The organism is Bradyrhizobium sp. Pa8 (genome assembly GCF_052588265.1).
The window spans coordinates 1,428,470-1,452,968 of the sequence record NZ_CP176767.1; the positions used below are offsets into that span (position 1 = coordinate 1,428,470).

Consider the following 24,499-nt stretch of genomic DNA (forward strand, 5'->3'; position numbering starts at 1 on the left):
ACTCGAACGCCTCCCGATGGTGTTGGCCGTGACGCTTGCGGTCCTGGTCGTTGCGGCTTGCGCGATCCGGCTGCGCGGCGATCAGGATCAGGCGCAGTCCGCAGCGTCGATTGCACAATCATCGTCCGACCCGACTGCCGCAAAGCTCGAGCAATGCCGGACCGTCCAATACGAGCAGAAAGATGCTCTGCTTGCCTGCCGAAAGCTCTGGGCCGAGAAGCGCCGTGAGTTCTTAGGCTTTAGCCGCGGATCCTCGGAGGCTCGTATTAGCGAAACTAATCCAGACGCATCATCGCCTTTGCGCGGCAAGGATGAGAGCCGTCTGCCGTCCGGCTATCCCTCCCTTCCCAACAATGACGAGTGAACGATGGGCGGTACTGGCGTCATCGACCAATTCCTGGAGACCTTTACCCGTTACATCGACTCCGGATTCGGGCTGGTCGGGGGCGAAGTCGGATATGTCGCGACCACGTTAGCTGCGATCGACATTACGCTCGCCGGCCTGTTCTGGTCCTGGGGTGCAGACGAGGAGATCATCGTCCGACTTGTCAAAAAAACGATGTTTGTCGGTGTCTTCGCGTACCTCATCGGCAATTGGAATAGCTTGGCTCGGATCGTGTTCGAGAGCTTCGCAGGCCTCGGACTGAAGGCGTCCGGGACCGGCCTTTCCTCGGCGGAGTTTTTCAGGCCAGGAAAGATCGCTCAGGTTGGTCTTGATGCCGGGCGGCCGATCCTTGAATCGATCTCGGGCCTGATGGGCTATGTCAGCTTCTTCGAAAACTTCGTTCAAATCACGGTCCTGCTGTTCGCCTGGATCGTGGTGCTGCTCGCCTTCTTCATCCTGGCGATTCAGCTGTTCGTCACCCTCATCGAGTTCAAGCTGACAACGCTTGCCGGCTTTGTGCTGATCCCCTTTGGGCTGTTTGGGAAAACGGCGTTTGCCGCCGAGCGGGTGCTCGGCAACGTCATCTCTTCCGGAGTCAAGGTCCTGGTGCTCGCGGTCATCGTCGGCATCGGATCGACGCTATTTGCGCAGTTCACAGCCGGCTTCGGCGGCAATCAGCCAACGGTCGAGGACGCGATGGCGCTGGTCCTTGCAGCATTGTCGCTGCTTGGTCTCGGAATCTTTGGACCCGGTATCGCCAATGGCATCGTTTCCGGCGGTCCACAGCTTGGCGCTGGTGCTGCGGCAGGCACCGGCCTTGCCGCAGGAGGAGTGATTGCTGCCAGTGCCGGACTTGCGGCAGCCGGCGTTGGCCTAGCCAGCGGCGCGATCGGCACTGCGGCAAGAGGCGCGACGGCTGTCGCGAGCGGAACTTCTAATGCGTTTCGGGCAGGAGGAATGTCCGGTGTTGCGGAAGCCGGCGCCTCTGCTGCGGCAAGTCCTTTGCGCTCCCTCGCTGCTCGCCTTGGCGGTGGCGGAGCCGCGGCTCGCGATGCGAGTACGGGAGGTGCTTCAGCCACGGGATCTGAGAGTGTGCCTGCCTGGGCGCGCCGCGCAAAGCGCGCACAAGCGATCCACCAGGGCGCAACAGCCGCGACAAATGCGGTTCGTGCCGGCGATCACGGAAGCGGTGGCGCATCGGTTGATCTCAAGGAGGAAGACTAAAGGCGACGAAAGCCTTTTCCATCCTTACCGGCCGGCAGCACCCCACGCGACAGACGCTACGCTTTAAGGAGACGACGACCATGTTCAAACGATCGGCCGTCCACTATGGCCGCACGTCCGAGCCGGTCACACCGTATCAGAGGGCAGCCCAGGTCTGGGACGACCGGATCGGCTCGGCGCGTGTGCAGGCCAAGAATTGGCGCCTGATGGCATTTGGATGTCTGTTCTTGTGCGCGGGATTTGCGGGTGCTCTCGTTTGGCAGTCGGCGCAGGGAACGGTCACACCCTGGGTCGTCGAAGTTGATCATCTGGGCGAGGCAAGAACCACAGCTCCAGCAAATGCCGCGTACGAGGCGAGCGATCCGCAAATTGCCTTCCATCTCGCGCGCTTTATCGAGCATGTGCGCGGCCTTCCGCTGGACGCCATCGTCCTGCGCCAGGATTGGCTGCGTGCATATGACTTCACCACCGACCGGGGTGCTACCGCGCTTAACGACTATGCCCGCAACAACGATCCCTTCGCCAAGATCGGAAAAACGCAAGTCGCCGTCGAGGTCTCGAGCGTCATTCGGGCCTCCGTGGACAGCTTCCGTTTGACCTGGACCGAGCGTCATTACGAGAACGGGCAGCTCGCAGCCACCGAGCGGTGGAGCGCGATCCTCACGATCGTCCTTGAACCGCCCCGCGATATCGAACGGCTGCGCAAGAACCCTCTTGGCATTTACGTCAACGCCATTAACTGGTCGAAGGAGTTCGGATCGTGATGCCCCAGATTCTCGAGCCGACCTTCCAAATATTCCGACAAGGCGCGGCGTCCGCACTCCTGATCGGTGTATGTATTCTTGGTGGATGCACCACATTCAAGCCGCCGCAGATCAGCTACGATGACGAGATTCCGCCATCTCCCGATCTGCCGGCGTCGGCCGAAGACCGTCCAAAACCGCTTCACGTTCCACCCGCCTGGACGGCGGCGCGCGGCGGCAAGAAGCTTGAGGCCAAGGAGCCGGTCGAGCGGATCGAAAATGCCAATGACGCTGCGCGCGTCGAGCCTCGCAAGGCCGGGTATTTCAATGCGGTGCAGGTATTTCCCTATAGCCCCGGCGCGCTTTACCAGATCTACGCGGCGCCCGGACAGATCACCGATATCGCCCTCGAGCCTGGGGAGCAACTGATCGGCTCGGGACCCGTCGCCGCAGGCGACACCGTGCGCTGGGTCGTAGCCGATACCGAGAGCGGCAGCAGTGATGCGCGACGCGTCCACATCATGGTCAAGCCGACGCGCGCGGCGATCACGACCAATCTCGTCGTCAACACCGACCGCCGCACCTATCTGATTGAGCTCCGCTCCCGAGAAAAGCCCTACATGCCTTCGGTTGCCTGGTTTTATCCCAAACCTCGAACCGCTCCTGGTCAAACGGCGCCTGCCACGCCGTACATTCCGGATCCGGCCGAGCGCCGTTATCGTTATAAGATTGGGGGAGATAGTCCACCCTGGCGCCCGGTCAACGCCTATGACGACGGGCGTAAGGTCTACATCGAATTCTCGGCAGGGATCACACAGGGCGAGATGCCGCCATTGTTCGTCAGCGGACCCGACGGCAAGGCCGAGATCGTCAACTACCGCGTCTACGGCAATGTCCTCATCGTCGATCGGCTGTTTGCGGCGGCCGAATTGCGGCTCGGCGGTGAAGGCCAGCAGAAAGTCCGTGTCGTAAGAAGCGACGGGAGGCCGCTGTGAGCAATACGAGCGGAGATCCCGGCGGGCGTGACCCGGCCCGAGCAGATGCACCCGCGGACATTGCGCAATCCTTGCGGCTGCGACCAGAACGGCCGCGCGTGATGCGTCTCTCCCGTAAGGCCTTGGCTGCCGCCACCGGTGTGGCTCTGGCCATTGTCTCCGCTGCAGTCTTGTGGGCGCTGCAGAGACCTGAAAAGCGCACCCCCGCGGCAGAGGAGCTCTATTCGACTGACCACCACACCATTGCGGATGAACTTTCGACCCTGCCCAAAGATTATGCCGGAATACCCCGTGATGTACCAAGGCTCGGACCGCCGTTGCCCGGCGATCTGGGGCGACCGATCCTCGCAGCCCAAGCCCAAACGCAATCCGGCTCGCTGGTAGCCGACGCTGAACAGCAGCGCGTCAATCAGGAAACAGAGGCGGCGCGGACCAGTAAGGTATTCGCCTCGACCAATGTTCGCCAATTGGCGGCAACAACACCAACCAGTGAGACGTCTGCGAACGCGACGACGACTTCCGATGAAGCATTTGCGCAGAATGGGCAGGATCGCAAGCTTGCGTTCGTCAACGCGGCGGTAGATCGGCGGACCACGAGCCCTGATCGCCTGGTTAGGCCAGTATCGCCGTTCGTAGTCCAGGCAGGAACGATCATTCCGGCTGCTCTCATTACCGGAATCCGGTCTGATTTGCCCGGCCAGATCACTGTGGAGATGCGTGTATCACGATACGCAGAAACGGTGTTCTTGTACTTCGTTGGAACGATCACGACGGGCAGTCGATTCTGCCATGCACTCGCAAACGTAAGGATCTCGTCGGCGGTGCTCTTTCGCGAGTGAATGAGAATCGCGTCCGTTCCCGCCTCGGCGCAAGCATGAGTGCGCGAGACTGCTTCGTCCATGCTATGTCTAGCGATTAGCGCCTCGATCCGGGCCACCCGGATCATGTCTTGTGCAATGGTATCCTTCCCGCCCGAAGCCGGCCGGAGAATTCATTGACCTCGGCGAGGAGATGCCGTTCGCCTACAAACGAGTTCATCTTCGAAAAACAACTGTCTTGCAACACCAAGCCAGCAGCTCCACGCTAACGGAACTTGCGCGCAAGCAGGCGCGCGGCAGTTTGCTCGAATCCACGGTGCGCTCGACTACGTCGACGAGTTGGGTGCATGAAGCCTCATTGGCATCGCGGTAGACCAGAGCGGAGGCAATTGACAGGCTAGAGGCCCACAGACCTTTGAAACCCGCGCGCTCGGCGATCGCTTCCGAAAGCCCATCATGAGCTTCCATGAGAAAAGAAAGGTCGTCGTTGGAGCAAACCTGGGCGCGTAGCATTTCCGCAGGCGGCGAGCTTGCCAATCGATCGCGACCGGTTCCGCGAACAGATCTATCTTGCATGCGGATTTCCCTGATCCGCGCGACAGTGGTTGAAGAATGGTTGCCTTGTCTCCGCCATCTCCACCAATGGCTATGCTTGGTAGTTGACTGGAGGGCACAGCGTTGAATGTCGACAAACGAAAATGGGTTAACAAATTGCTGCTCATCGCTGATCGCGAAGGAATACACCCGCAGAAGTAAATTGGCGTGCGTACATCGTCCGGAACAAATCAGTAAAGATTTTCGATCGGCGCAGCAGCCGTCCCGCCTCACACGACCAGCCCTTGCATGGAATGCGGCGACGGAGGCCTGCTTCTCTATTGCTTCCGGTTCAACGAATGTCGTGGCTGGTGCAATCGCTGTCACGTGTCCGACTTATGTCGTAAGTCATTGGATCCCGATGGTACTCGGCGATGATCCGTAGTTTCTCCAAGTCATTGTCTTCACAGGCTAATTGTTGTGAGCTCGGCGAATGGTACGCCACTTGCTGTGCTCAACGCAGGACACTCGGAAAGTTCTTGGAGAAGTGCATGTACAGTGTCATCTGCAACAAGCGGGTTCCCGAGTCCGCGCAAGTGTGCGTGCAACCGCCCAATGCCAGCGAGCGCCGGAACATCGGCGATCACCAACCGCTGCGGCGGGGGCGTTCTGAAAGGGGCGGCTGTGGATCTGCGAGAGAAATTCCACCGCGAGATCGCAGGCCCTATATACGCTGCAGACGCCTGCTCGCCGACGGCGCTGACGGTCGAATCCGAGCCCGTTGTGCTCTTCAGCGATCGCGTTTTCGCCGACGTCCGCTCACTGCCGACCAGCTGTGCGCTGGCGATCGCGAGCCGCAGGAAGCAGCTGGCGATAAAGCTTGGCCGCCGATCATGCCCAAGCTGACGTTACGCAGATGGAGCCCGGCATCACCAAGCCGATCGGAGCGCTGCGGGTCACATGCCTACTTCAGATCGAGGCTCTGGAGTCCGACGCACGCGCGATCGACCGACCGGCTGACATTTGACAGGCGGACTGGGCCGACCGGCGAGCCGAATCAGTTAAGACTATTGAACGCGCGGGCACTTTCCGCGCGCTCCATCGGGGCGACCTTGTGAGCGCCGATGTGGAGCCCGGCATTGATACTGGCAAAATTCGCGCCGACCTTACGGCTTCGCCTATATCGCAATTGTCTGCAGCTCTTAGCTGCGCTGATGGCCGTCTTTGGTCCGCTGCTACCGCCGCATTCGTGCGATCGTATTGGGAGGTCGGGAGTGCAGCCAGCCTCCGTCTGAAGCAAGCTCAATCGAAGGCGCATTACCGGCCTTGTGGGCCGGATCGCGTGGAGCGTCAAATGAATCTATTCAGCTTCATCGAATGTGCCAATCAAACGCAGTCTCTCAAAGCGTTGTTTGATCTGCTTGTGACCTGTGCGAGCGAAGAGGGCTTCACTGAGGTCACTTACGGAGCACTCACCTTCGTGGAGCCGCTTCGTCTACCGGGGTGCCCACCGCCTCTGGTAGCCATGAAGGCTCCGCCCGACTGGTGCCAGCGCTATTTGGAACGCAGGTACTACGCGGTCGATCCGGTGGTCCGCCGAACGCCGATGTATGCGGAGCCGTTTCTATGGGACCAGCTCGCCAAAGAATATCAGCTCCAGGAGTGTGAGCAACGCGTACTCGAGGAGGCCAGACAGGCAGGCCTGAAGCATGGCATCAGCGTGCCCTTGTTTGGACCGGCAGGGCGGCTATCCGTGATATCATTCGCGTCCTGTTTTGATGATGCCGATCCTGAAGGTCATGTGATGCGTCTCAACTCGCTGGCTTGGCACTTCCATGTTGCATTCGCGGAGATCGCGAAGCCCTCGAACAGTGCCTGCGATAGCAAAGTGACCCTATCAGAGCGCGAAAAGGATTGCCTGCGCTGGGTGGCGGAGGGAAAATCGTCCTGGGAAATTGGGAAGATATTGAATGTCAGCGAGAATACGGTGAACTTTCATCTTAAAAATGCAATACGAAAACTTGGCACGGCGAACCGGACCCATGGCATCGCCAAGGCGATTCGTCTTTGTCTTATTTCGGCGCCAATGCCGATGGTCGCCTAGCCGGTCGCGTCCGTTCGCAGGACTTCGCCACGCGCCTGGTGATCTAATAATACTAGGGAAGGAGCGAACGCGCCGAAATAGCCGCAAATGGCTGCACTCCTGCCACGTATCGCTGCGTACATCTACTTGGGGTGACGACTGTTACTCAGTGGCGCTGCTAGTCAATCGGTCGTTACCAGCTGCCGGTAGGACACCCAACGCGTTCGCCAAGATCAACTAGCGTAAGACGTATTTTGAACGGCCTTCTGCGCATTTTTACGCAAAGTATCGACTGCGGCCATGTGAAGAATGGTCTTTGCAGATGGCACGTTGTGTGACGTTGCGCCCAATTGATTAGCGCAGGAAAGAGCCCCGGCCAGGGCCGGGACTCTCGATCGCCGCTTGAAGGGGGAGATCGTTATTTGAAAACTACGGGCCAGCCAAACTTGTAATTGAGCCGCGCGGTCACGAGGTCAAAATCCTGGCGGATGCGATCGTTCCCAAACGTGCCACCACCGGCGCCGGTGAAGTTCACATCGCTAGTCGGCATGAACACATGGTCGTACTCCAGGCCAGCTGACCAGTTCGGCGTCAAGTTCACCTCAAATCCGGCACCAACGACGCCGCCCCAACGTGTCGTGTCCGCGCTTCCAAGCTGCGTGCCTGAAGCAACGGAGTTGACCTGATAGCTGCTGCCCACGATCGCGGTGCCTCCTTTGGCGTAAAGCAGTACGTTGCTGACGGCATACCCGATCTGGCCAGTGACTAGGCCGAACGCGTCTATCCTCGAGTGATTGCTGTTGGTAGGAAAGGCAATGCTGACATTCGAGCCGTTGAAATCGGCCCAGTTGCCCTGGCCTTCGACGCCAAGCACCGTCTGGCCGATCTGCCAGCGATAGCCGATCTGCCCACCGACCGTGCCGCCGCTTGCGTCGTGGGAGCCCTCAGGGTTTGTGCCTGCGAAATCCCAGGAGTTGTGGCTCGAACCCCATCCCCCATTGACGCCTGCATAGAAGCCGCTCCAGTCGTAGAACGCGACCGCGACTGGTGGGGGAGGCGCCTTGGTGTAGACGGGCTGTGCAGCGAGATCCGCGGCGAATGCGGGCGCCGCAGCGCTGAGTGCGAAAATGCTCGCAGTCGTAAGCAACAAGTTCTTCATTTCGAGCTTCATTTCCTTTAGTGGCCCCCGGCCGCGCGGGTCATAGCAGCGCCAACGCGAATTGCTGTAACTGTTGCGCAACATTCACTTCGAAAGAATCTGCTTGAATCTGACGTTGCGTAAAGTTGTACGTTTGAATGTCAGCAAAAGCTCTCGCATCGAGACCGAAGAGAGGCGCGCGCGTCTATGTCGCAATAGAGTAGGTGGCTCTAGATCAAAGCTCGCTGATAAAGGAAGGCGACTTTTTTGCATCCTGTTGTCGATCGCGTTAGCAACGTGGAGCGGTGGACTGAATGCATTGCATTTGGACGCGCAAGGAGAATAGACGCAGGTTACAAGCTGTCGTGCCTATCCGCGAGCGAACTAGCGCGCGAGCATAGCCAGGCGATGATGGCAATTGTCCGCGGAGAGCGGGACGCCATCTTTCGGGCTTCTAGCGCGCCGAGACTGCCGGAGCGCTGAAGCTATTCGCAATGCCTTGGTCTGCTACGCGGGCGGTCCCGATGGTCTGCGGTGTCGGTATTCAAAGATGGAGGTACAAGATGATTGCGTCGGCGAGCGCATCGGAACGATGCCAAATGACGGATGTAGACGCGATGCTAGCCGAGCTGCGACTATGCGGACTCCCGCACGATGTGGAGGTAATCGGCATGCCCCTACATGTCCTGCCTGGATTGTTGTCACCGCGCTTAAGTCACGGTTCAGACGCCTTGATGTCGAAGTGGCACATCAAACTGGCGCGACAATCGTTGATCTCGGATGCGGATCAGGTGTGCTAGGGCTTGCTGCGCTCCGAGCCGGCGCGGGACGCCTGGTGGCTCTCGACATAAATCCGCAAGCCGTTCTCACGACGCAGATAAACATCGAGCGGCTAGGTTACTCGGACAAGGCCGACGTGCGCCATAGCGACACTTATTCTGCGTTGCGATCCGGAGAGAAATTCGATGTCATTCTCTTTGCTGCCCCCTATTGGAATCGCGAAGCAAGGGACGACCTGGAGCGCTCCTGCTTCGATCAAGGTCATCAAGTCATGGCAGCAGCTGTGGCGGGCGCGCACCTCCGGTTAAACGACAAGGGCGTAATGTATGTGCGTTTTTCTGACCAGGGAGATGTTGGGCGCGTTCTCAACTTGATTGCTGAGAGTAAGCTGCGAATTAAAGATATGCATATTTTCCGACCAATGAGCCCAGCGGGCCACGTCCGGATCGTTTGGGAACTCACGGTGCGATGACGGCCTTGCCGAGGAGCGCTGCGCCTTCGGAGAGTTCGGATACGGCGCAGCCCGCGATGGACGTTGCGCCGTTTCACAGGTCCCTCCGGGGCCATGAGCCTGGCCGTGCGCCTTTCCGGCAGCGACTTCTCATTTTCGACCCTGATTCTGTTATCCTCGATTCGGGCCAAGGGATGAGCATGCAGGCTTGTCTCTTGTATTGGCCGTACTGGTCCCCGAACAGCTGGAGGAGGTCCCGCTCTTCGAAGAAGATCCCGACAAAGATGTAGGTGGTGGTCACGGCTGCAAACAACAAATGCCCCATCGTCATGAGGGGCGTGGCCCAAAACGCGATGATGAAGCCGAGATAGAGGGGATGTCGCACAAACTTGTAGTACAGGGGAGTCCGGAATTGCGGCTTCGGCAGGCCGCGGCCCGTGAGATTGGCGGTGACTTGCCGCAGTCCGAACAATTCGAAATGATCGATCAAAAACGTACTGGTGAACACCAGCGCCCAGCCAGTGAATGCTAACGTCCCAATCATAACTGACACATCGGGGTCCGTGACTTGCCAAGCGATTGCCGGTATGGGACGCCACTGCCAGAACAGCAATACCAGGCAAATGCTCGCCGTTAGCACATAGGTACTCCGTTCTACGCAGTTCGGCACATATCGCGCCCACCAATTCTTGAAGCGTTTGCGCGCTATACCGCTATGTTGGATGGCAAACAGAGCCATTAAAATTGTGTTTACGGCGAGCGCTTCGGCAACCGATGTGCCCGGGCCCGTGTCAATCGTTTTCGGCACGAGGAGGCCGCTTACGAAGCCGACAGCATAAAGGATTGTGAACAGGAAAGCCATGTAGGCGAGCAATCCGTAGAGAAACGCGACCAATCGCAAAAATCGAATGTGTGAGGCTGTTTTGCTCGTGGAGTTTATCTGGAACATGGATCGACTCCGCTTGAGGCAAGGGTTTGCCCACCAGTGGGGCGTTGAAGAACCCACAAAATCACGCGATCAAAGTCCCGCGGCCGTCCACATATGCCGAGGTGCAGCCGGTAGCCCGCTGCACCGAAAACGCTCGCTGATACTATTCCTAGAAACGAGTTGCCGACCGTGAACACAAAGCTGAACACAGCGGACAATGGGGGAGCCTGGCCCGACTAGGCGCAGAGCGAGGTAACAATCGAGCGGATCTCATTGAGACTCCTGCGCAGTCCGGGCAGCGAGCAGCCTTGGCTGCGGGCCTTCGGTCCTCTTCCCAGCAAAGAACGTACCGATCGCGGTGCGTCCTTGCTTGACGAAAGAGCGCGCTACTGGCGCGACATTGGCCACCATGCTGACGATTGTGGGATTTCTGACGTCGCCGTAGTCACCAGACACTGTTGGCACAACGGGCATTCTCGCTGCATTTCACCGCATCGATGGGCGAGAGTGTATGAAGCGCGTATTTCTGCGCCTGCAGCCAAACGTTACGCCGGATGCACGTAGAAGCTTCAACTCGCGTGAAGGGTGAATGGGCGCCAACGGTACTTGGCGACGCGACGATGCTGCTTAACAGCCGCCAGATAATCGCAGTCGCGATGAGCGTTGTGGTCGGCGCCAATAGCGGCGCCCTACGCAAAGTTGTCGTCCCTGGATACTGATCTTTCGGAAGCCGATAAGCTCTGGATGATGTTCACACGGAGGCTCCCCGGCGGCGTGAGCATTGCTTATGTGCAGGCCGGCCCGAAATTGGAGACCGGCGAGGCCCCCATCCATATGGGCGGCTATGGCGGATTCGGCATCTCGGTGAAGCCGTACTACAATTCCGCGCTCGGCAAGTTGCGGCTCGAGCGCGGCGGCACCACAATGCGGGTGCATTTGCGCGGCTGGGGCGAATTCGGCTCGCGCTGGCATGATGCCGGGCGGCTGGGCGGCAAGCGGCTTTCGCATGATGATTTTGCGGCGGTGGCCGCCGACATCGTCCGTCGCGGGATGACCCAAGCCAAACATCGCGGCGCAGGGCGGATCGAACGGCGGCATTCTCGTCAGCAATATGCCGACGCGGTACCCTGAGCGTTCGGCGTGCTGTTCTGCACCATCCCGCTGATTGACATGCGTCGATACACTAAGCTGCTGGCGGGCGCGAGCTGGACTGCGGAATTTGGCGATCCTGACAAGCCCGCAGAATGGGAATGGCTCAAGACCTATTCGGTATATCATATTGCCAGACCCGGGCAAAGCTACCGCCGATCCTGATCGGCACGATGCGCCGGGACGATCGCGTCCATCTCGGACACGCCCGCAAGATAGTCTGCTAAGCTCGAGGGGTTGGGCTATGAAGCTTACCTCTACGAGCCGGCCGCCGCCGGCCGCGGCTATGGCAGGGATCGCAGGGAGCATGCCAGCTTTCAGGTGCTGGGCTTCCATTTCCTGAAAGTAAGATCGGCTGGCCGGACGAGACGGCTTAAGCGAGCGAGCGTCGCCCCTATGATCTCGCAAACATCAGCCTGAAATTGCTGACTGGGAGTCCAAGGCGACCTGGTCAGCGCGAGGTCGGAACCGAGCGCCAGCTTCTTGAGATCCGTACTTTGCGAACGCTCGTTCGGCCCTTGCACGCTCGTTCTGGCTTGCGTTCGCCCAGAACCGATGTGGAAAGCCCCAAATTTCTGCTTAGCAGAGGTCATTCGTGTGGCCCAACCACCTCATTACCTTCTCTTCAATTAACGGTGTCGTCCATGAGTTTGGAAGGGACATCTTATGGCCTCAGACGCCTTTGCGCATGCAACCCACGCATGCTTGGCAATTTCACTTTATCCCTGCTAGATGTGGGCACAGAATGGCAACGGAGTTGTTATGGCTAAGTCGGTGACCAAGAGGACTGCACGTCGCGAGTACACGAAGACAGACGTGAAGGAACTGCGCGCACACTCGAAGGCGAAGACGCCCGTTACAAGAATCGCAAAGCTTACAAAGCGAACTATCGGATCGCTACGTCAGAAGGCGCGAAAGTTGGGCCTTCCGCTCGGACACCGACGCTAGTCAGCGCGCCGCGATGTAAGCGGCGCGTGAAAGCACCCGAGATCGAGTACATCAGCAAGCAGAAGCTCATCTGACTTCGGCTTCTGCACTCATCGCCACCATCCAGCCGTCGAGCCAGTGGGTCAGTTCGTGCTGCACGCAAGGCAGCGCGATCTGGATGACGGCTGCACACTCGGCGGCATCACCGATAGCCGTGACCTGCCGGCCGCATGATCGAGCGCGCCCGTGTCGACGAGAGCTATTCATCGGACGCGCCACTTGATCTTCCGAAGCGCTGGTCTTCGGCGTGTCAAACCTCAGTCGCCACAATCGGGGCTGTAGATTGGTCGCATGAAAGCCGATTTCCATCTGGTCGCGGCAATCTCGAGCGCCACGGGCCTGGTTCGGCCAATGTGATTTTCACTGCGATCGGACACGGGCCCGACCTCGTCCTCGCTCAGCTGGAGTTGCTGTTGCCACCTGGCGCTGAACGCTTTGCTCGGTAGGTCGCTGCCGCGCTCATAATGGAGACGATCGTTGCCAGACGTTTGGAGTCATCCCTACCGCGAGGGAGGCAATTTTAGACCCATTGGCTACGCATATTGATAGACACTACGTCTCGAACTCGCATATCTATTGAACGAGCGCATCACGGCGAGACAGAAAATGGGGGTATCTCACAGTTCGAATCGGCCATGTTCAGCGAGCCTTCGTATCGATGCCGCGTACAGCTTGGCATGCAGCTTATCCAGTCTCGCTAGTCCCTCCTCAATTACATTCATCGGGAGATAGCTAAAGCACAGGCGTACATGCTGGCCACTTCGTGGGCCATAATGACGGCCGTGCACAAGGTGCACGTCGTGCTCGCAGCGCGCAGCCTCAATGAAAGTTTCAGCCTCAATTCCAGGGGCGAGCCGTATCCAAAACGAGAAGCCACCGCTTGGAAGGAGATACTCTGGTTCGCAAAATCGGCTACCCTGCAGGAGCCTGTGCATGGTGTCCCGCTTGGCACGATAGTGCCAGCGTAAACGCGCAATGTGCGTATCAAGTGCGTCCGACTGCAGCAACGATAACACGATATTGCTGACAACAGGGCTGACGCCGCCGTCGCATTTGAGGTGCGCCAGTTGGTTGATGACATCCGAATCTGCAAGCACCCAGCCTACCCGTAACCCCGGTCCGGCGACCTTGGAGATGCTGTGGATGTTAATGACGTTGCCGCCCGGCGGGAGCCAGTCAACGACCCTGTCGTAAGGCAGCTCCGCATAGACGAGATCCTGGATCAACATCACGCCATACTGGGCCAGCATTGCTGCGACCCGGGCCATATGGGAGCGCGACATCCGGCGTCCGGTCGGGTTATGAAATGCTGGCGTCGTGTAGAAAAATTTCACGCGGGCATTACTGCGCAAGGTCGACTCGAGCTCGTTCAGATCGACGCCATCGACGCTCATTCCAAGCTGGAGGATAGTTGCCCCCGTGATCGCACAGATGCGCAGTGCACCCAAGTAGGACGGGTCCTCGGTCAGGACGACATCGCCCGGATCGAGACAGGCATCGGCAATCAATTGCAGAGCCTGTGAAGCACCTCCGGTAAGGATAATCTGGTCATGCTGCACATTATAGCGTTGTGCGAGCTTTGTTCGCAGCTTGGGCAAACCCACCGCATCCGTATATTGAAGCAGATCGGCGGTGGCGACGCCGGTATTTTGACTTAATGCGTCCGGCCAGGCCAGCTCTGAGAACATCGCCGGATCGGGGAGCCCATACCCAAAATTAATGGCGTGCTTCGCACTTGAATAGTTGAAGGGCGCAAAGCTCTCGGCCAGAGAGCTGCGCGTCGAGACGGGCGGCTTCATGTTTTTTCCGTTCACATCCCGCTATTTTGCTGAGCTGATTGCGAGCGAAAACGCTCGTTGTACGCTGCGATGAAATCCGTGGGTACCGCAGCACTGAGGGGTGCAAAGTCTATCTTTGGTGGCAGGCCAGCTTTTGCAGCAGGTTTGCCGAAAGATGGCTGCCATGCTGCACCGAAGAAATGACGGCCATATCGGATCGCTAGCTCGGGTATCACAGGATACAGCAGGCTCAGGAACAGCGAAATCTCCATGGCGTTCCACATGCCGCTGTTGTCACGCGCAAAATCGGCTACCTCGAAGTACCTATCGACAACATCAAGCCCATCCCAAAACCGGAGTTCCTCGATGGCATCCGCGTAACGCTGAGCGAGGATGCGCAGACGAGATCGGAGACGCCTGCTGTCCAATATACGTGCGTTGTTGGCAAGCTGGCGCAAAGCATCTTCCCAGAGCCGAAGGTGTGATGCCGCCGTGATCAGCTTGTCAACATCGAACTCGTTTTCGTCTTTGCCGAATGGCTGTGCAATTCGAGCGAGCGCGTAACGAAGTATATTGGGGTCTACCTCGCGCGCCACTTCGTCGGTCCAAAGCGCATGGTCGCGACTGGTCGAAAACTTTTCGCCCTCGAGCTTGTAGAAGTCCTGGATCGAGTGGTTCGTGGGAATTGGATAGCCACGCGCGAACAAGGCCCCGGTTACACCTACCGTGTAGTAGAAGCGGTTGTCCTGGCCCATGAAAAACATAAGCCGGGTGCTGGGGTCTTGCATGGTTGATTCTGCGTCCCGAAAATCATTGGCGCATTGTTCACGAATTCCAGTGTCGAAGCACCACAAGCCTTCAAACCACGTGAGCAGGGTCTGGCCGAACAAACGTTCGGGCTCTAGTAGCTCGACACCATGACTGAAGTGGCGCGACATAGGCAAACCCTGCATATCGCTGGCCAGCCAAGCTCGCGCCTTGTCCCCAATGGGCTCGGGCCAGGCGCTTTGTCCAATAGCTGTATCCAGCGCCTGGGCAAGGCGAGGGGTATCGAACACGGCCTGCTCAATGGGCCTCAGTACAAGATCGTGGCCACACGTGGTATGTCGGGCGTTGCATAATGTGTCGTGCCGAATTGCCAGGCCACAGTTCTCACACAAGTTACTGTCGGTAGGTGAATTGCATGCCGGACAATTGCCGGCTGCCAGCGAGTCCGCGACAAATTGATCGCAATGCTCGCAATAGAGTTGAACACCGCTGCGGACTTCGACGTAACCGGCCTCCTGCAGCTCGCCGAAAATCGCCAGCGCGTTATCTTTGTGTATCTCACTGGACGTGCGAACGAAAACATCAGGCGTGATGTGCATCGCACGCAGGCACTGCAGGATTTCGTCAATGTGTTCTTGCGCGACCTCGCTAACGGGTTGACCGAGTTTTCGCGCTTTTACAAGCGTATACGTGCCATGCTCATCTGCGCCCGTAATGTAGTGCGCGCGATGACCGGCCATGCGCTGAAAGCGAACGAAGATGTCAGCGAGCAAGTATACGCCGCCGACGTGACCGAGATGTAATTTGCCGTTAGGGCAGGGTGGGGCTGGACATACGAAATAGGTTCGCATGTCAATCCCACCAGATAGAGAGGAATTTCAGAGTGTTCTCCTGGCTGAGATTGCGGATAGCATGCGTCTGGTGCGGGTGCATGTAGAATAAAGTCATGTCCTTCACTGACCGTGTCTGACCGCCAGCTTCGAATTCTCCCTCACCGGAGATCAGCACCCACAATTCGTGCTCGTGGTGCGCGTGCAGATCGACCGCGCCACCGGGCGTCACCTCAACGACCGAGGCGCCGAATTCGGGGCTGAGATCATCCGGCAAATGCTCCAGCAAGCGACAAACCAGCGCGCCATATTCGGTTCGCATGAGGGAGCGATCGATCTGCTTCGTGTACACGTCGTCTTTCCTTAAGAGCTGCGATCACTCGCGATAAAAGATGCCGTTGGGCGTTTTTAGATCTTGGAGATCAGCTAGCTTGCCCTCTGGCGGGTTGTAGGCGCGCTTCATACGGTTATATTCGGCACGATCAGGACCGCCGGTGGATGCCCGCTGGAACACCAAATAAAGCGTGCGGCGAGAGCGATCGCTCTTGTTCGGCAGTGAGTAGTGGGGCGCGTAGTCGTCGAAAATAAAGACGTCGCCAGCCTTCCACGGCACTGGCTCCCACTCAAAGCTCTCGGCCACTTCCGGGTTGATGACGCCGCCGGCATCCAGGGGAAAAACTCCCTCCTTATGGCGCCCCGGCGTGAAGAACAGGCCTCCATTGTCGGGAGCTGCATCGTCGACAGCAATCGCTGCTATGGCATGCACCATTCGCTCCGGGAGCTTGTGGGGGATATGATATATGTCCTGATGGGGACGGTACCCGCCGCTATCAGGATACTTGAAGATCAGCAGCTCCTTCAGCATCCGCGTGTCTTCATCGAGTAACTTCTCAACCGCAGTTCTAATGCGACCGTCGGCCAGGAGTGTCTGACGTAGAGCGTCATGGTAGTCCAAGAAGTTCTCGACCTTTGAGATAATCTTGCGATCATCGGTGGTCTTCTCAAACCACATCATCCATTTGTCGATGCTTATCTCCCAGCGCGCGACGTCCTCCACGAAATCAGAGATCCTGTCGCGCGTAGGTGCATCAAAGAAGCCTTCAATCCGAAGGTATCCATCCTGATGCCATTTCGCCTTTTGTGCGTCGGTCAGCATTTTGCGAGCTCCTTTCTCATGTTACAGAGGGCCAGTTGATGCCTTTGGTCGGAGTGCGGTGGCGAGCACCCCGTTAAAGGCGGTCGCACCCAATAGCGTGAGCAACATCGCTTCAAGGCCAAATTCGCGGATCAACTGCCCTCCGACGAATGGAAAAGCGAACAATCCGAGAAAGTAGGCTAGGGTGAAGATCTGTGAGGTAACTGGTACGGAGACTCCGCGCTCGCCAGCGAGATTGACGGCCATCCCGTTAAGGGTGGAATAGCTGAGCCCGTAGCCTGTGGCGAAGATTGCGGCGGTCAGCATATAGAGCAGAGTGTCGCCAGGATTGACAATGAACAACGCCAATGAGGCGCCGGTCGCGATAAAGAGCGTCAGCGCAAGCCGGTGTACGGGCAGGCGGTCCAGCATATGGGCGACAGAGAAGCGAAGCGCCACGCTGGTAACGGTGAATACCAGGAAGAAGAGGTCGGGATTGAGGTGACGTGCCTCTGCATAGGCGCTCTGATACGTCGATAGCCCCGAGAAAATGCAGGCCGCAACCGCGATCATGACGATCGGTGCGGCCGTCGCGTGTCGAAGCAGGGCGAGGGTCGTTGCCAACGTGATCTCGATGTGAGGCATAGGCACCGAGGGGATGTTTAGCATGGCTCGTCGTGCCACCCCGACGCAGATGGCCGCGATTAAACAGGCCATCGCGAACAGTGCGTACATGATCGCCATTGAGCCTGTGTAGTCTGTCAGAAAGTGGCCGAGCGGAGCTGCCAAGCCGAGCCCGGCCATCTGTGCGCCAGACAAGATCGTCAGATGTTGGATACGGGCCATGGGCCGTAGATGGCGGATGATCTGCAGCGGCGACAGGATGAACAGTACTGACCACCCCACACCGACGAGCATGCCGCCTGCATAGGCTATTCGCGGGTCGAACACTGCGGCGGCAAAGGCTGCCATGGCCAGTGCCATCACGACCGAGGCGGCAGCCATCGTCGGCATGATGCCAATACGCTGAGCTAGGCGACCTGCCAGGCAGCAACACACGATGGTCGCAACCATTCCACTGGAGATAATGGAGCCCGCGACGTCACGCTCCATACCGAGAATTTCCATATATTCCGGCAATGTGAAGCTCGTGCCATAGGCTGCAGCAATGACACTAGATGCGAGCAAAAATGGCCCGGAGGCGCGGTAGGGTAGTCTGCATGAGAGGCGGTCTGCAGCTCCAGGGGGCACATCCACGATACGCAAGATGGAGGATCGTGCCCCGCTCATGTGATCGCGCTCATGTTTTCTGCCGGTGTCATTGCATCCGATGCAGTATTCAGCTCTGCAGCGTCTGGACTCTCGAGACCGTCGAGGAGTTGCCCAGAATGATCCAGATAGAACGCCCGCCCGAGGAGGCTGTTGATAATGAGGCTGTTGCGGTACGCCACGAGTGATAGGTTTGCGCTCTGTAATCCGTGCTGCAAACGGCTTTGATTCTGCAAATAGACCGGCCCTGGCATTTGCTGGGTGAAGCTGACCGCGTAGTCAGGGCCGAGCACGGGCAGGTCATCCTCCATGTGCGCGCTGCTTAGGAGCGAGCGCAGAAAGGGGGGAGTTCGCGGCTGAAAGCCCGTGGCAAGCACGATGCGATCAACGATGATGCTGTGATGCTGCCGCCCGGTGAGACCGGTCAGATCTACGTGCCAGCACTTGTTGTGAGGCGTGATGTGCTTCACGACGACACTGGAGAGCAAATGGAAGCTGTCAGATGGTGCACCTTCCACGCCTCGTTCATACAAGATGTCGTAGAGGCGATTGCATAATTCCGTAGAAATGCCATCGCTTGTCAGTTTTTCGCGTTCGATGATGGCCCGGCGGTGCTGAAGCGGCAGCGCATGAAAGCGCCGGCTATAGCCGGGCATGTAGGCCTCGTTGACGAAGCTGGTATCGTCCATCGCAAAGAGGTTTGAGCGCGAAGTGACCCAGGTAATCCGGGGGGCATCGGGGCGATTGAGCATGTGCTCGACAATCTCCGCGCCGCTCTGACCGCCCCCCACGACGAGCACATGCTCCTCTGTCCGGGGAGAAGCCCGGTCAAGATAGTCGGCCGCATGGTAGAGTGTGTCGCAAATGAGGGGCTTGGCGCACCGGGGCATTTTTGGCTCAACGCCAACTGCTATCACCACGGCCCGCGCCAGGTACGTGGTTGTGCTTGTACTGACGCGATAGGCGTCCCTGAAGGGGGCGATATCGACCACTTCTTCATTGAAGCGGAGTGTTCCGAGTTGTCGTGCGACCCACTCGTAATAGTCGGTGAACTCCCGCCGCGACGTCGAGGCGTTGCGTTTGTTGATGAAACTGTAGAGCCGCCCGTTCTGCGCGAGGTAATTCAGGAAGGAATAGGGACTGGTGGGGTTGACCAAGGTCACGCAATCCTTGAATGGCGAGACTTGCAGGCGGCTGTTCGGTAGCGCCAGCCCCGGATGCCAGCAAAATACCCCGCGCTTCTCCAGGAATAGTGCGCGTAGGGGGGTAGGTTCAATCAGCGCTGCCAGGCTGAGATTGAACGGACCGATCCCGACGCCAATGACATCCAGCGTATCCACGAAGCTCTCTCTCAGCCTTGTGTAAGCTCGTCCTCGCTTGAGGAAGGCGATCAGTTGCTCCGTGTGAAAGCCTACAATCTGACACCGCGTCAGATACAAGATGTTTTATCGCTCACTGAACCGGATGCTTTGAGCAGGGTGCGTCTCCTCGGCACCCGTACAACGCGCTTCTCTCGCGGAGCAGATTTCATGGACGGCGAAGAGATCGGGGCAGCGTAAAGCGCTGCCCGACATCGGTTTTCTTGGTCGTGTCCTTCAGCGGACGTAAACGACCGCCGCGTCTGTTGAAAGCGTGCTCTATGGGCTGCTGGCGGAAACAGATGGCCGAGAATGCGATACGTCTTGAAGTGTTCGGGATGCCGCCGCCTGATTGCAGCGAAGGCGTCCGGTATGAAAGCCTATCCTCACGCTCGAAAACTTTTTGCGAGCCGCAAAAAATTTCTGAGCAGAGCGTCTCCCTGCTGGGTTAGTATCGATTCGGGATGGAACTGCACGCCAAACGTGGGTTGATCGCGATGCGCAAGGGCCATGATCTCACCCTCGTCCGAACGCGCCGTTACCATAAGATGCGGCGCGTGTGACTGATTGATCTCAACAACAAGAGAATGGTAGCGCCCCACGCAAAGAGGAGAAGGGAGACCTTCGAATAGCCCTATCCCGTCATGCGTAACGTATGAGGACCGCCCGTGCATGGGACGATGCGCCCGTGCCACGCGTCCGCCAAAAACACTCCCGACGCACTGGTGTCCAAGGCAAATGCCTAAAATCGGGACACGACCTGAAAGTTCGCAAATGATCGAAGTAGATATTCCGGCCTCTGTTGGGGAGCAGGGACCGGGGGAGATGACCACGGCGCGCGGTTTGAGGCGTACAATATCACTGACGCTGATCTCATCATTCCGGATCACTTCCGTTGCTTCACTGAGCCGGCGGAAGTAGCGGGCAATGTTGAAGACGAAGGAGTCGTAGTTGTCGATGATGACAATCAAGCGTCACCGCAAGAATTGGCGCGAAATGCGTCAAACATTCGCTGTGCTTTGGCCAGAGTCTCTTCGTATTCGGCCGCTGGATCCGACATCGCGGTTATGCCGCCACCTGCGTGAAACATAGCCAAGCCGTCGTCGATTGTGACAGTGCGGATCGCAATATTGGTATCCATGTGCCCGTTGAAGGCGATGAAGCCGATCGCCCCGCAATAGACCTCTCGTGCTACCCGCTCGATTTCCGTAATAATTTCCATCGATTTCACCTTCGGCGCCCCGGTAATGGAGCCGCCTGGAAAGCAGGCGCGAAGAAGGGTGACGGCGTCTTGGCCCCTTTCAAGTTCACCGGTTACGACCGACACCAGGTGGTGCACCGAGGCGTAGGATTCCAGATTGCACAGCGCAGGGACGTCGACTGAATGGGGAGTGCAAACACGTGACAGATCACTCCTCAGGAGGTCGACAATCATGATGTTCTCGGCACGATCTTTGTCAGATGTGACTAGGACTTGCGCGCGACGCTGATCTTCCCCGGAATCAGCCGAGCGCGCGATCGTACCTTTGATGGGGCGCGTTTCGACCCGTCGTCCGTCTAGCTTGAGGAAGCGCTCCGGCGAGCTGGATGCAATGGCGAGATTGCCGTAACTCAAGAGCGCCGCAAACGGTGCGGGGTTCATTGACCGCAGTTGGCAGTAGAAGGCAAGTGGATCAAATGAGGTCGGTAGCTGGGCGCTAAAGCGCTGCGCAATGTTGGTTTGAAAGACGTCTCCAGCCAGAATCAGCTCGATGACGCGCTGTACCGCCGCAATGTAGCCCGCGCGGTTGAAGTTCGAATGCCATGGTCCGACTGCGCTGTAGGCGTCATTCCGCGGCGAATTTGGACTGGCAAGAAGTGCTGCAAACTCATCGGCTCGATGGCGTGCACGAGTGGCTCGGCGCGCGGGATCCTGTTCCGGCCAGCCTGTTGAGACGATCCAGCATCTCTCGCTGTGGTGATCGAAGCTGACGACCACGTCATAGAAATGCAGGATGGATTGAGGCAGGCGGTGTCCGAAGGCTGCCGGAACTGGCAATCGCTCCAATGTCCTGTTCAGGTCGTAACCAAAGAATCCGGCCGCTCCGCCCTGAAATGGCGGGAGATCGGGGCGATGCTCTTGCGGATAGTTAGCGAGCAGGGTGCGAAGGACGTCCCATGGATCGCCGTCAAGACCCCGTCCGTTCCAACTCGCCCGTCCATCGGCGACTATATAGGTGCTGAACGGTTCGCAGGTCAGATATGAGTAGCGCCCAAGTGGCTCGCGGTTTGCTGCGCTGTCAAGAAATGTGAGATGGGGGCGGCGGGCGAGGCGCCGCATTGCCGTGACAGGGGCAATCCATTGCAGTTCGTGGGCGTGCATTTGCTACCAGTCACCGGCAAGTGGTGTTGGCGCGCTGCGATTGCAGCCTGCCAAACGAGAGCGACCTTCGATCGTAACTCGCAAACTCGTGAGGCCTGCGTTCAACTTAGCCATCGCCCATATTCGCAGTGCGGCGGGTGAGGAATCGTACATCCGTCGATACATTGTAGTCTGCTGCGAACCTCAGCTCGCGCAGTGGACGTACCCGCTTGATCGATTCCTGGTAAAGATCATGCGCTTTGTAAGCTGCAAGTTCCGCCTCGTTCTCGAACTCACCATAGACAACGACGTCGATCTCGTTGCCAAGCTGGTCACTCTTGCGGTTGCGAGCAACCTCGAGCCTGCGTGCATGCGGGATTGTCGTGAGAACGGATAGGCCCTCGATTATGCGGTCGATGTGAGCCTGATCTTTGGCAGTGAATAGGACAATGTGGCGAATCATGGATGGCCCTAGGAGTGTTATCAGAGACGGGGCGCATAAGTAATTTGGGATCGAGCGCTGTGCAACGCTTGCCTGCTGCATCTCTGATTGATGTTCGATGTTTGAGCTGTTGCGCCTTGCCGTCTGCAACTGACTTGCCAGAGCCTTTTTTTCGTCAGGGCGTCGGAAGGGCCAGGCGCTCGATGGTTTGAATGTGACGCGCGAGGAGATTACAGGCTTGGTCAAGGTTGCGCGCTCGTAGCGCCTGCAAAATCAGGCGGTGATCCTGGTTGGATCGTGGACGCCATCCGGCCGTCCGTGCCATCGCGAACACCAGCCGAGAGTTTGCAAGCTGTAGTTCGTCGAGGCTGGCAAGCAAACGCGGCATCGCACAGGGGGAAACCAGGGCATAGTGGAAGGCCCGGTTGGCCATCTCGAAATCCTCGATGGTCTGGGCATTGTCTCCTTCAATGAGGGCAAGTTCGATGCGTGCGAGGTGGACGGATGAGAGCTTTGGAGCTGCATTGCGCAGCGCGACCACTTCGAGCGCTGCGCGCATCTCAGCGATCTCCTTCACCGAATTCGTGTCAAGCGGGGCGACCCGCACGCCGCGACGCGGCGCACTCACGACAAGATGCTGAGCCTCCAATTGTCGAAAAGCCTCGCGCACCGGGACGTGACTTGATCTGAACTCCCGCGCGACGTGATCCTGCCGGAGTGGCCAGTCTGGCTGCAGTGCGCCGTTGATAATGCGCTCACCAATCGATTCGGCGATTCGTCCAGCAGTCGTTCTGTTCTCGCTCATCATAGATTATCTATCGGAATAGTGGGTGCGCCGCGATAACGCATCGATTAGCATCGATCCGATGTCGATGACGATAGATAATTCGCGCGATTATCTATGATTTGCGGATTTGAGGCCTATGGATGCTGTTGTGAAAGGTGATCGAAGCGGAAGTTGCGAGATCATGCAGGACGGCGGGAAATGGAAACGTGCCGAGGCCGAAGCGCTCTATGGTCTGCCGTTTGCGGAGCTGATGTTTCGAGCGCAAAGCGTTCACCGCGACAACTTCGATCCAAACCACGTCGAAACAGCTAGCCTGCTCAGCGTCAAGACGGGTGGCTGCCCGGAAGACTGCGGCTACTGCGCGCAGAGCGCGCACTATGAGACGGGGGTGAAAGCAACCCGCCTGATGGATTGCACCGATGTGGTCGCCACTGCGCAGCGGGCCAAGGAAGCAGGCGCGACCCGTTTCTGCATGGCCGCGGCCTGGCGCAGTCCGAAAGACCGCGACCTCGATCGGGTCTGCGAGATGGTCAGCGCCGTCAAGAATCTTGGCTTGGAAACCTGCGTCACGCTCGGCATGCTGACGCCAAAACAGGCGGCGTTGCTTTCCGAGGCGGGGCTCGACTTCTACAATCACAACATTGACACTTCACCTGATTTCTACGGCAGGATCATCACTACACGGACGTTGCAGGATCGCATGGATACCCTTGAACACGTGCGCGAAGCCGGTATCAAGATCTGCTGCGGGGGCATTGTCGGCATGGGCGAGCGCGTTGAGGATCGGCTTGACATGCTCATCCTGCTCGCCAATCTCCCAAAGCCTCCGGAAAGCGTGCCGATCAATCTTTGGAACGAGGTCGAGGGGGTTCCTGTCATTGACACCGCTGAGGCTCCCGATCCAATCGCGCTGGTGCGTCTGATCGCTACCGCCCGGATCATGATGCCGAAGAGCGTGGTGCGGTTGTCCGCCGGACGCCATGATATGACCGACGAATTGCACGCGCTGTGCTTTTTGGCCGGTGCGAACTCGATTTTCATCGGGGACGTGTTGCTCACGACCAAAAATCCGAAAACCGAGCGCGACGCCAAGTTGCTGACCAAGCTCGGCATCACATCCGCCCTTGCCTAAACCAACGGGGCGGCGAGCGCGCTTTGTGCAGACCTCTAGGAATTAGGTGAGAAATGCAAATTACCTTGCTGAAAGGCAAAATCCACCGCGCCACAGTGACTGAAGCCGATCTGCACTATGAAGGCTCGATTTCAATCGATCGTGCACTACTGGACGCGGCAGGGTTCCTGGTCAACGAACGGGTCGAAATTCACAACGTCGAAACCGGCGCGCGCTTCGCCACGTTTGTTACCGAAGCGCCCCGCGGCTCGGGAACCATAGACTTGAATGGTGCGGCTGCGCGACTGGCTTTACCCGGAGACAAAATTTGCATCCTTGCCTACGCCTTACTTGATGAGGCGGAAGCCAAAACGTTCAGGCCCCGTATTGTGTTAGTCGATCGCGAAAATCGCGTTTTGCCGGTTTGATAGTCAAGAGGCCGAGCCGAAGCCGTTTTTCTTCGCG

22 protein-coding genes and 3 pseudogenes are annotated in these 24,499 nt (G+C 58.2%); 10 read left to right on the plus strand and 15 right to left on the minus strand.

What is annotated here, in order from left to right:
- Positions 1 to 28: 28 nt before the first annotated feature.
- The 5 genes and pseudogenes from trbK-alt to ACKWRH_RS06590 all read left to right on the plus strand — a co-directional run.
- On the plus strand, positions 29 to 364 hold the full coding sequence (gene trbK-alt, locus ACKWRH_RS06570; RefSeq protein WP_445219805.1) for a putative entry exclusion protein TrbK-alt: 336 nt from the start codon (positions 29 to 31) through the stop codon (positions 362 to 364).
- A gap of 3 nt (positions 365 to 367) precedes the next feature.
- Positions 368 to 1,609 carry a P-type conjugative transfer protein TrbL gene (trbL, locus tag ACKWRH_RS06575; RefSeq protein ID WP_445219806.1) on the plus strand — a complete coding sequence of 414 codons (1,242 nt, stop codon included), beginning with the start codon at positions 368 to 370 and terminating at the stop codon, positions 1,607 to 1,609.
- An 80-nt stretch (positions 1,610 to 1,689) separates the two neighbouring features.
- Positions 1,690 to 2,373, plus strand: coding sequence for a conjugal transfer protein TrbF (trbF, locus tag ACKWRH_RS06580; protein ID WP_445219807.1), 684 nt, complete (start codon positions 1,690 to 1,692; stop codon positions 2,371 to 2,373).
- A complete protein-coding gene (trbG, locus tag ACKWRH_RS06585; protein ID WP_445219808.1) occupies positions 2,373 to 3,347 on the plus strand; it encodes a P-type conjugative transfer protein TrbG in 975 nt (324 codons plus the stop codon). Before trbF ends, trbG begins: the two co-directional genes overlap by 1 nt.
- Before the next feature lie 59 nt (positions 3,348 to 3,406).
- A pseudogene (locus ACKWRH_RS06590) lies at positions 3,407 to 4,078 on the plus strand (TrbI/VirB10 family protein); the annotation flags it as partial.
- A 17-nt stretch (positions 4,079 to 4,095) separates the two neighbouring features.
- On the opposite strand, the pseudogene ACKWRH_RS06595 reads toward ACKWRH_RS06590, so the two are convergent.
- Together ACKWRH_RS06595 and ACKWRH_RS06600 are read right to left on the minus strand one after the other, a co-directional pair.
- Positions 4,096 to 4,293: pseudogene (locus ACKWRH_RS06595) on the minus strand (isocitrate lyase/phosphoenolpyruvate mutase family protein); the annotation flags it as partial.
- Positions 4,294 to 4,381: 88 nt separating this feature from the next.
- Positions 4,382 to 4,741, minus strand: a complete 360-nt coding sequence (locus ACKWRH_RS06600) for an isocitrate lyase/phosphoenolpyruvate mutase family protein (protein ID WP_445219809.1) — start codon at positions 4,739 to 4,741, stop codon at positions 4,382 to 4,384.
- A gap of 1,312 nt (positions 4,742 to 6,053) precedes the next feature.
- On the opposite strand from ACKWRH_RS06600, the gene ACKWRH_RS06605 reads away from it, so the two are divergent.
- Positions 6,054 to 6,803 carry an autoinducer binding domain-containing protein gene (locus tag ACKWRH_RS06605; RefSeq protein ID WP_445219810.1) on the plus strand — a complete coding sequence of 250 codons (750 nt, stop codon included), beginning with the start codon at positions 6,054 to 6,056 and terminating at the stop codon, positions 6,801 to 6,803.
- Between the two features lie 397 nt (positions 6,804 to 7,200).
- Here ACKWRH_RS06605 and ACKWRH_RS06610 read toward each other — a convergent pair whose 3' ends face one another.
- Positions 7,201 to 7,941: an outer membrane protein gene (locus ACKWRH_RS06610; protein ID WP_445219811.1), complete on the minus strand. Its 741-nt coding sequence runs from the start codon at positions 7,939 to 7,941 to the stop codon at positions 7,201 to 7,203.
- 616 nt (positions 7,942 to 8,557) lie between these two features.
- Between ACKWRH_RS06610 and ACKWRH_RS06615 the strand changes: the two genes are divergently transcribed.
- The gene (locus ACKWRH_RS06615) at positions 8,558 to 9,172 is read left to right on the plus strand and encodes a 50S ribosomal protein L11 methyltransferase (RefSeq protein WP_445219812.1); all 615 of its coding nucleotides are present in this window, start codon (positions 8,558 to 8,560) and stop codon (positions 9,170 to 9,172) included.
- A 73-nt stretch (positions 9,173 to 9,245) separates the two neighbouring features.
- On the opposite strand, the gene mddA is transcribed toward ACKWRH_RS06615, so the two are convergent.
- Positions 9,246 to 10,100, minus strand: a complete 855-nt coding sequence (gene mddA / locus ACKWRH_RS06620) for a methanethiol S-methyltransferase (protein ID WP_445219813.1) — start codon at positions 10,098 to 10,100, stop codon at positions 9,246 to 9,248.
- A 750-nt stretch (positions 10,101 to 10,850) separates the two neighbouring features.
- On the opposite strand from mddA, the pseudogene ACKWRH_RS06625 reads away from it, so the two are divergent.
- Positions 10,851 to 11,605, plus strand: a pseudogene (locus ACKWRH_RS06625) (prolyl oligopeptidase family serine peptidase); the annotation flags it as partial.
- A gap of 637 nt (positions 11,606 to 12,242) precedes the next feature.
- Here ACKWRH_RS06625 and ACKWRH_RS06630 read toward each other — a convergent pair.
- The 11 genes from ACKWRH_RS06630 to ACKWRH_RS06680 all read right to left on the minus strand — a co-directional run bounded on the left by ACKWRH_RS06630 (position 12,243) and on the right by ACKWRH_RS06680 (position 22,944).
- Positions 12,243 to 12,524, minus strand: a complete 282-nt coding sequence (locus tag ACKWRH_RS06630) for a hypothetical protein (protein ID WP_445219814.1) — start codon at positions 12,522 to 12,524, stop codon at positions 12,243 to 12,245.
- A 308-nt stretch (positions 12,525 to 12,832) separates the two neighbouring features.
- On the minus strand, positions 12,833 to 14,014 hold the full coding sequence (locus ACKWRH_RS06635; protein ID WP_445219815.1) for an aminotransferase-like domain-containing protein: 1,182 nt from the start codon (positions 14,012 to 14,014) through the stop codon (positions 12,833 to 12,835).
- 11 nt (positions 14,015 to 14,025) lie between these two features.
- On the minus strand, positions 14,026 to 15,612 hold the full coding sequence (locus ACKWRH_RS06640; RefSeq protein ID WP_445219816.1) for a class I tRNA ligase family protein: 1,587 nt from the start codon (positions 15,610 to 15,612) through the stop codon (positions 14,026 to 14,028).
- A 1-nt stretch (position 15,613) separates the two neighbouring features.
- On the minus strand, positions 15,614 to 15,943 hold the full coding sequence (locus tag ACKWRH_RS06645; RefSeq protein WP_445219817.1) for a cupin domain-containing protein: 330 nt from the start codon (positions 15,941 to 15,943) through the stop codon (positions 15,614 to 15,616).
- A gap of 24 nt (positions 15,944 to 15,967) precedes the next feature.
- The gene (locus tag ACKWRH_RS06650) at positions 15,968 to 16,747 is read right to left on the minus strand and encodes a phytanoyl-CoA dioxygenase family protein (RefSeq protein ID WP_445219818.1); all 780 of its coding nucleotides are present in this window, start codon (positions 16,745 to 16,747) and stop codon (positions 15,968 to 15,970) included.
- A gap of 21 nt (positions 16,748 to 16,768) precedes the next feature.
- Positions 16,769 to 17,866, minus strand: a complete 1,098-nt coding sequence (locus tag ACKWRH_RS06655) for an MFS transporter (protein ID WP_445219819.1) — start codon at positions 17,864 to 17,866, stop codon at positions 16,769 to 16,771.
- Positions 17,867 to 18,012: 146 nt separating this feature from the next.
- Positions 18,013 to 19,335, minus strand: a complete 1,323-nt coding sequence (locus tag ACKWRH_RS06660; RefSeq protein WP_445219820.1) for a lysine N(6)-hydroxylase/L-ornithine N(5)-oxygenase family protein — start codon at positions 19,333 to 19,335, stop codon at positions 18,013 to 18,015.
- A gap of 404 nt (positions 19,336 to 19,739) precedes the next feature.
- Positions 19,740 to 20,324, minus strand: a complete 585-nt coding sequence (locus tag ACKWRH_RS06665) for an anthranilate synthase component II (protein WP_445219821.1) — start codon at positions 20,322 to 20,324, stop codon at positions 19,740 to 19,742.
- Positions 20,321 to 21,715: an aminodeoxychorismate synthase component I gene (pabB, locus tag ACKWRH_RS06670; protein ID WP_445219822.1), complete on the minus strand. Its 1,395-nt coding sequence runs from the start codon at positions 21,713 to 21,715 to the stop codon at positions 20,321 to 20,323. The genes ACKWRH_RS06665 and pabB overlap by 4 nt, the downstream gene beginning before the upstream one ends.
- A 106-nt stretch (positions 21,716 to 21,821) precedes the next feature.
- Complete coding sequence (locus ACKWRH_RS06675; RefSeq protein ID WP_445219823.1) at positions 21,822 to 22,157, minus strand: Dabb family protein; 336 nt, start codon at positions 22,155 to 22,157, stop codon at positions 21,822 to 21,824.
- 154 nt (positions 22,158 to 22,311) lie between these two features.
- Positions 22,312 to 22,944 carry a GntR family transcriptional regulator gene (locus tag ACKWRH_RS06680; protein ID WP_445219824.1) on the minus strand — a complete coding sequence of 211 codons (633 nt, stop codon included), beginning with the start codon at positions 22,942 to 22,944 and terminating at the stop codon, positions 22,312 to 22,314.
- A gap of 160 nt (positions 22,945 to 23,104) precedes the next feature.
- Between ACKWRH_RS06680 and bioB the strand changes: the two genes are divergently transcribed.
- Both bioB and panD read left to right on the plus strand, forming a co-directional pair.
- Positions 23,105 to 24,055, plus strand: a complete 951-nt coding sequence (gene bioB / locus ACKWRH_RS06685) for a biotin synthase BioB (protein WP_445222330.1) — start codon at positions 23,105 to 23,107, stop codon at positions 24,053 to 24,055.
- 53 nt (positions 24,056 to 24,108) lie between these two features.
- Positions 24,109 to 24,462 carry an aspartate 1-decarboxylase gene (gene panD, locus ACKWRH_RS06690; protein WP_445219825.1) on the plus strand — a complete coding sequence of 118 codons (354 nt, stop codon included), beginning with the start codon at positions 24,109 to 24,111 and terminating at the stop codon, positions 24,460 to 24,462.
- Positions 24,463 to 24,499 lie beyond the last annotated feature (37 nt).

Coding starts and splice junctions, on each gene's coding strand:
- ACKWRH_RS06605 (WP_445219810.1), top strand. CDS start 6,054: ATGAATCTATTCAGCTTCATCGAATGTGCCAATCAAACGCAGTCTCTC.
- trbF (WP_445219807.1), top strand. CDS start 1,690: ATGTTCAAACGATCGGCCGTCCACTATGGCCGCACGTCCGAGCCGGTC.
- ACKWRH_RS06615 (WP_445219812.1), top strand. CDS start 8,558: ATGCGGACTCCCGCACGATGTGGAGGTAATCGGCATGCCCCTACATGT.
- trbL (WP_445219806.1), top strand. CDS start 368: ATGGGCGGTACTGGCGTCATCGACCAATTCCTGGAGACCTTTACCCGT.
- bioB (WP_445222330.1), top strand. CDS start 23,105: ATGCAGGACGGCGGGAAATGGAAACGTGCCGAGGCCGAAGCGCTCTAT.
- trbG (WP_445219808.1), top strand. CDS start 2,373: ATGCCCCAGATTCTCGAGCCGACCTTCCAAATATTCCGACAAGGCGCG.
- ACKWRH_RS06650 (WP_445219818.1), bottom strand. CDS start 16,747: ATGCTGACCGACGCACAAAAGGCGAAATGGCATCAGGATGGATACCTT.
- ACKWRH_RS06610 (WP_445219811.1), bottom strand. CDS start 7,941: ATGAAGAACTTGTTGCTTACGACTGCGAGCATTTTCGCACTCAGCGCT.
- ACKWRH_RS06680 (WP_445219824.1), bottom strand. CDS start 22,944: ATGATGAGCGAGAACAGAACGACTGCTGGACGAATCGCCGAATCGATT.
- ACKWRH_RS06600 (WP_445219809.1), bottom strand. CDS start 4,741: ATGCAAGATAGATCTGTTCGCGGAACCGGTCGCGATCGATTGGCAAGC.
- ACKWRH_RS06635 (WP_445219815.1), bottom strand. CDS start 14,014: ATGAAGCCGCCCGTCTCGACGCGCAGCTCTCTGGCCGAGAGCTTTGCG.
- mddA (WP_445219813.1), bottom strand. CDS start 10,100: ATGTTCCAGATAAACTCCACGAGCAAAACAGCCTCACACATTCGATTT.
- pabB (WP_445219822.1), bottom strand. CDS start 21,715: ATGCACGCCCACGAACTGCAATGGATTGCCCCTGTCACGGCAATGCGG.
- ACKWRH_RS06640 (WP_445219816.1), bottom strand. CDS start 15,612: ATGCGAACCTATTTCGTATGTCCAGCCCCACCCTGCCCTAACGGCAAA.
- ACKWRH_RS06675 (WP_445219823.1), bottom strand. CDS start 22,157: ATGATTCGCCACATTGTCCTATTCACTGCCAAAGATCAGGCTCACATC.
- panD (WP_445219825.1), top strand. CDS start 24,109: ATGCAAATTACCTTGCTGAAAGGCAAAATCCACCGCGCCACAGTGACT.
- ACKWRH_RS06630 (WP_445219814.1), bottom strand. CDS start 12,524: ATGGAAATCGGCTTTCATGCGACCAATCTACAGCCCCGATTGTGGCGA.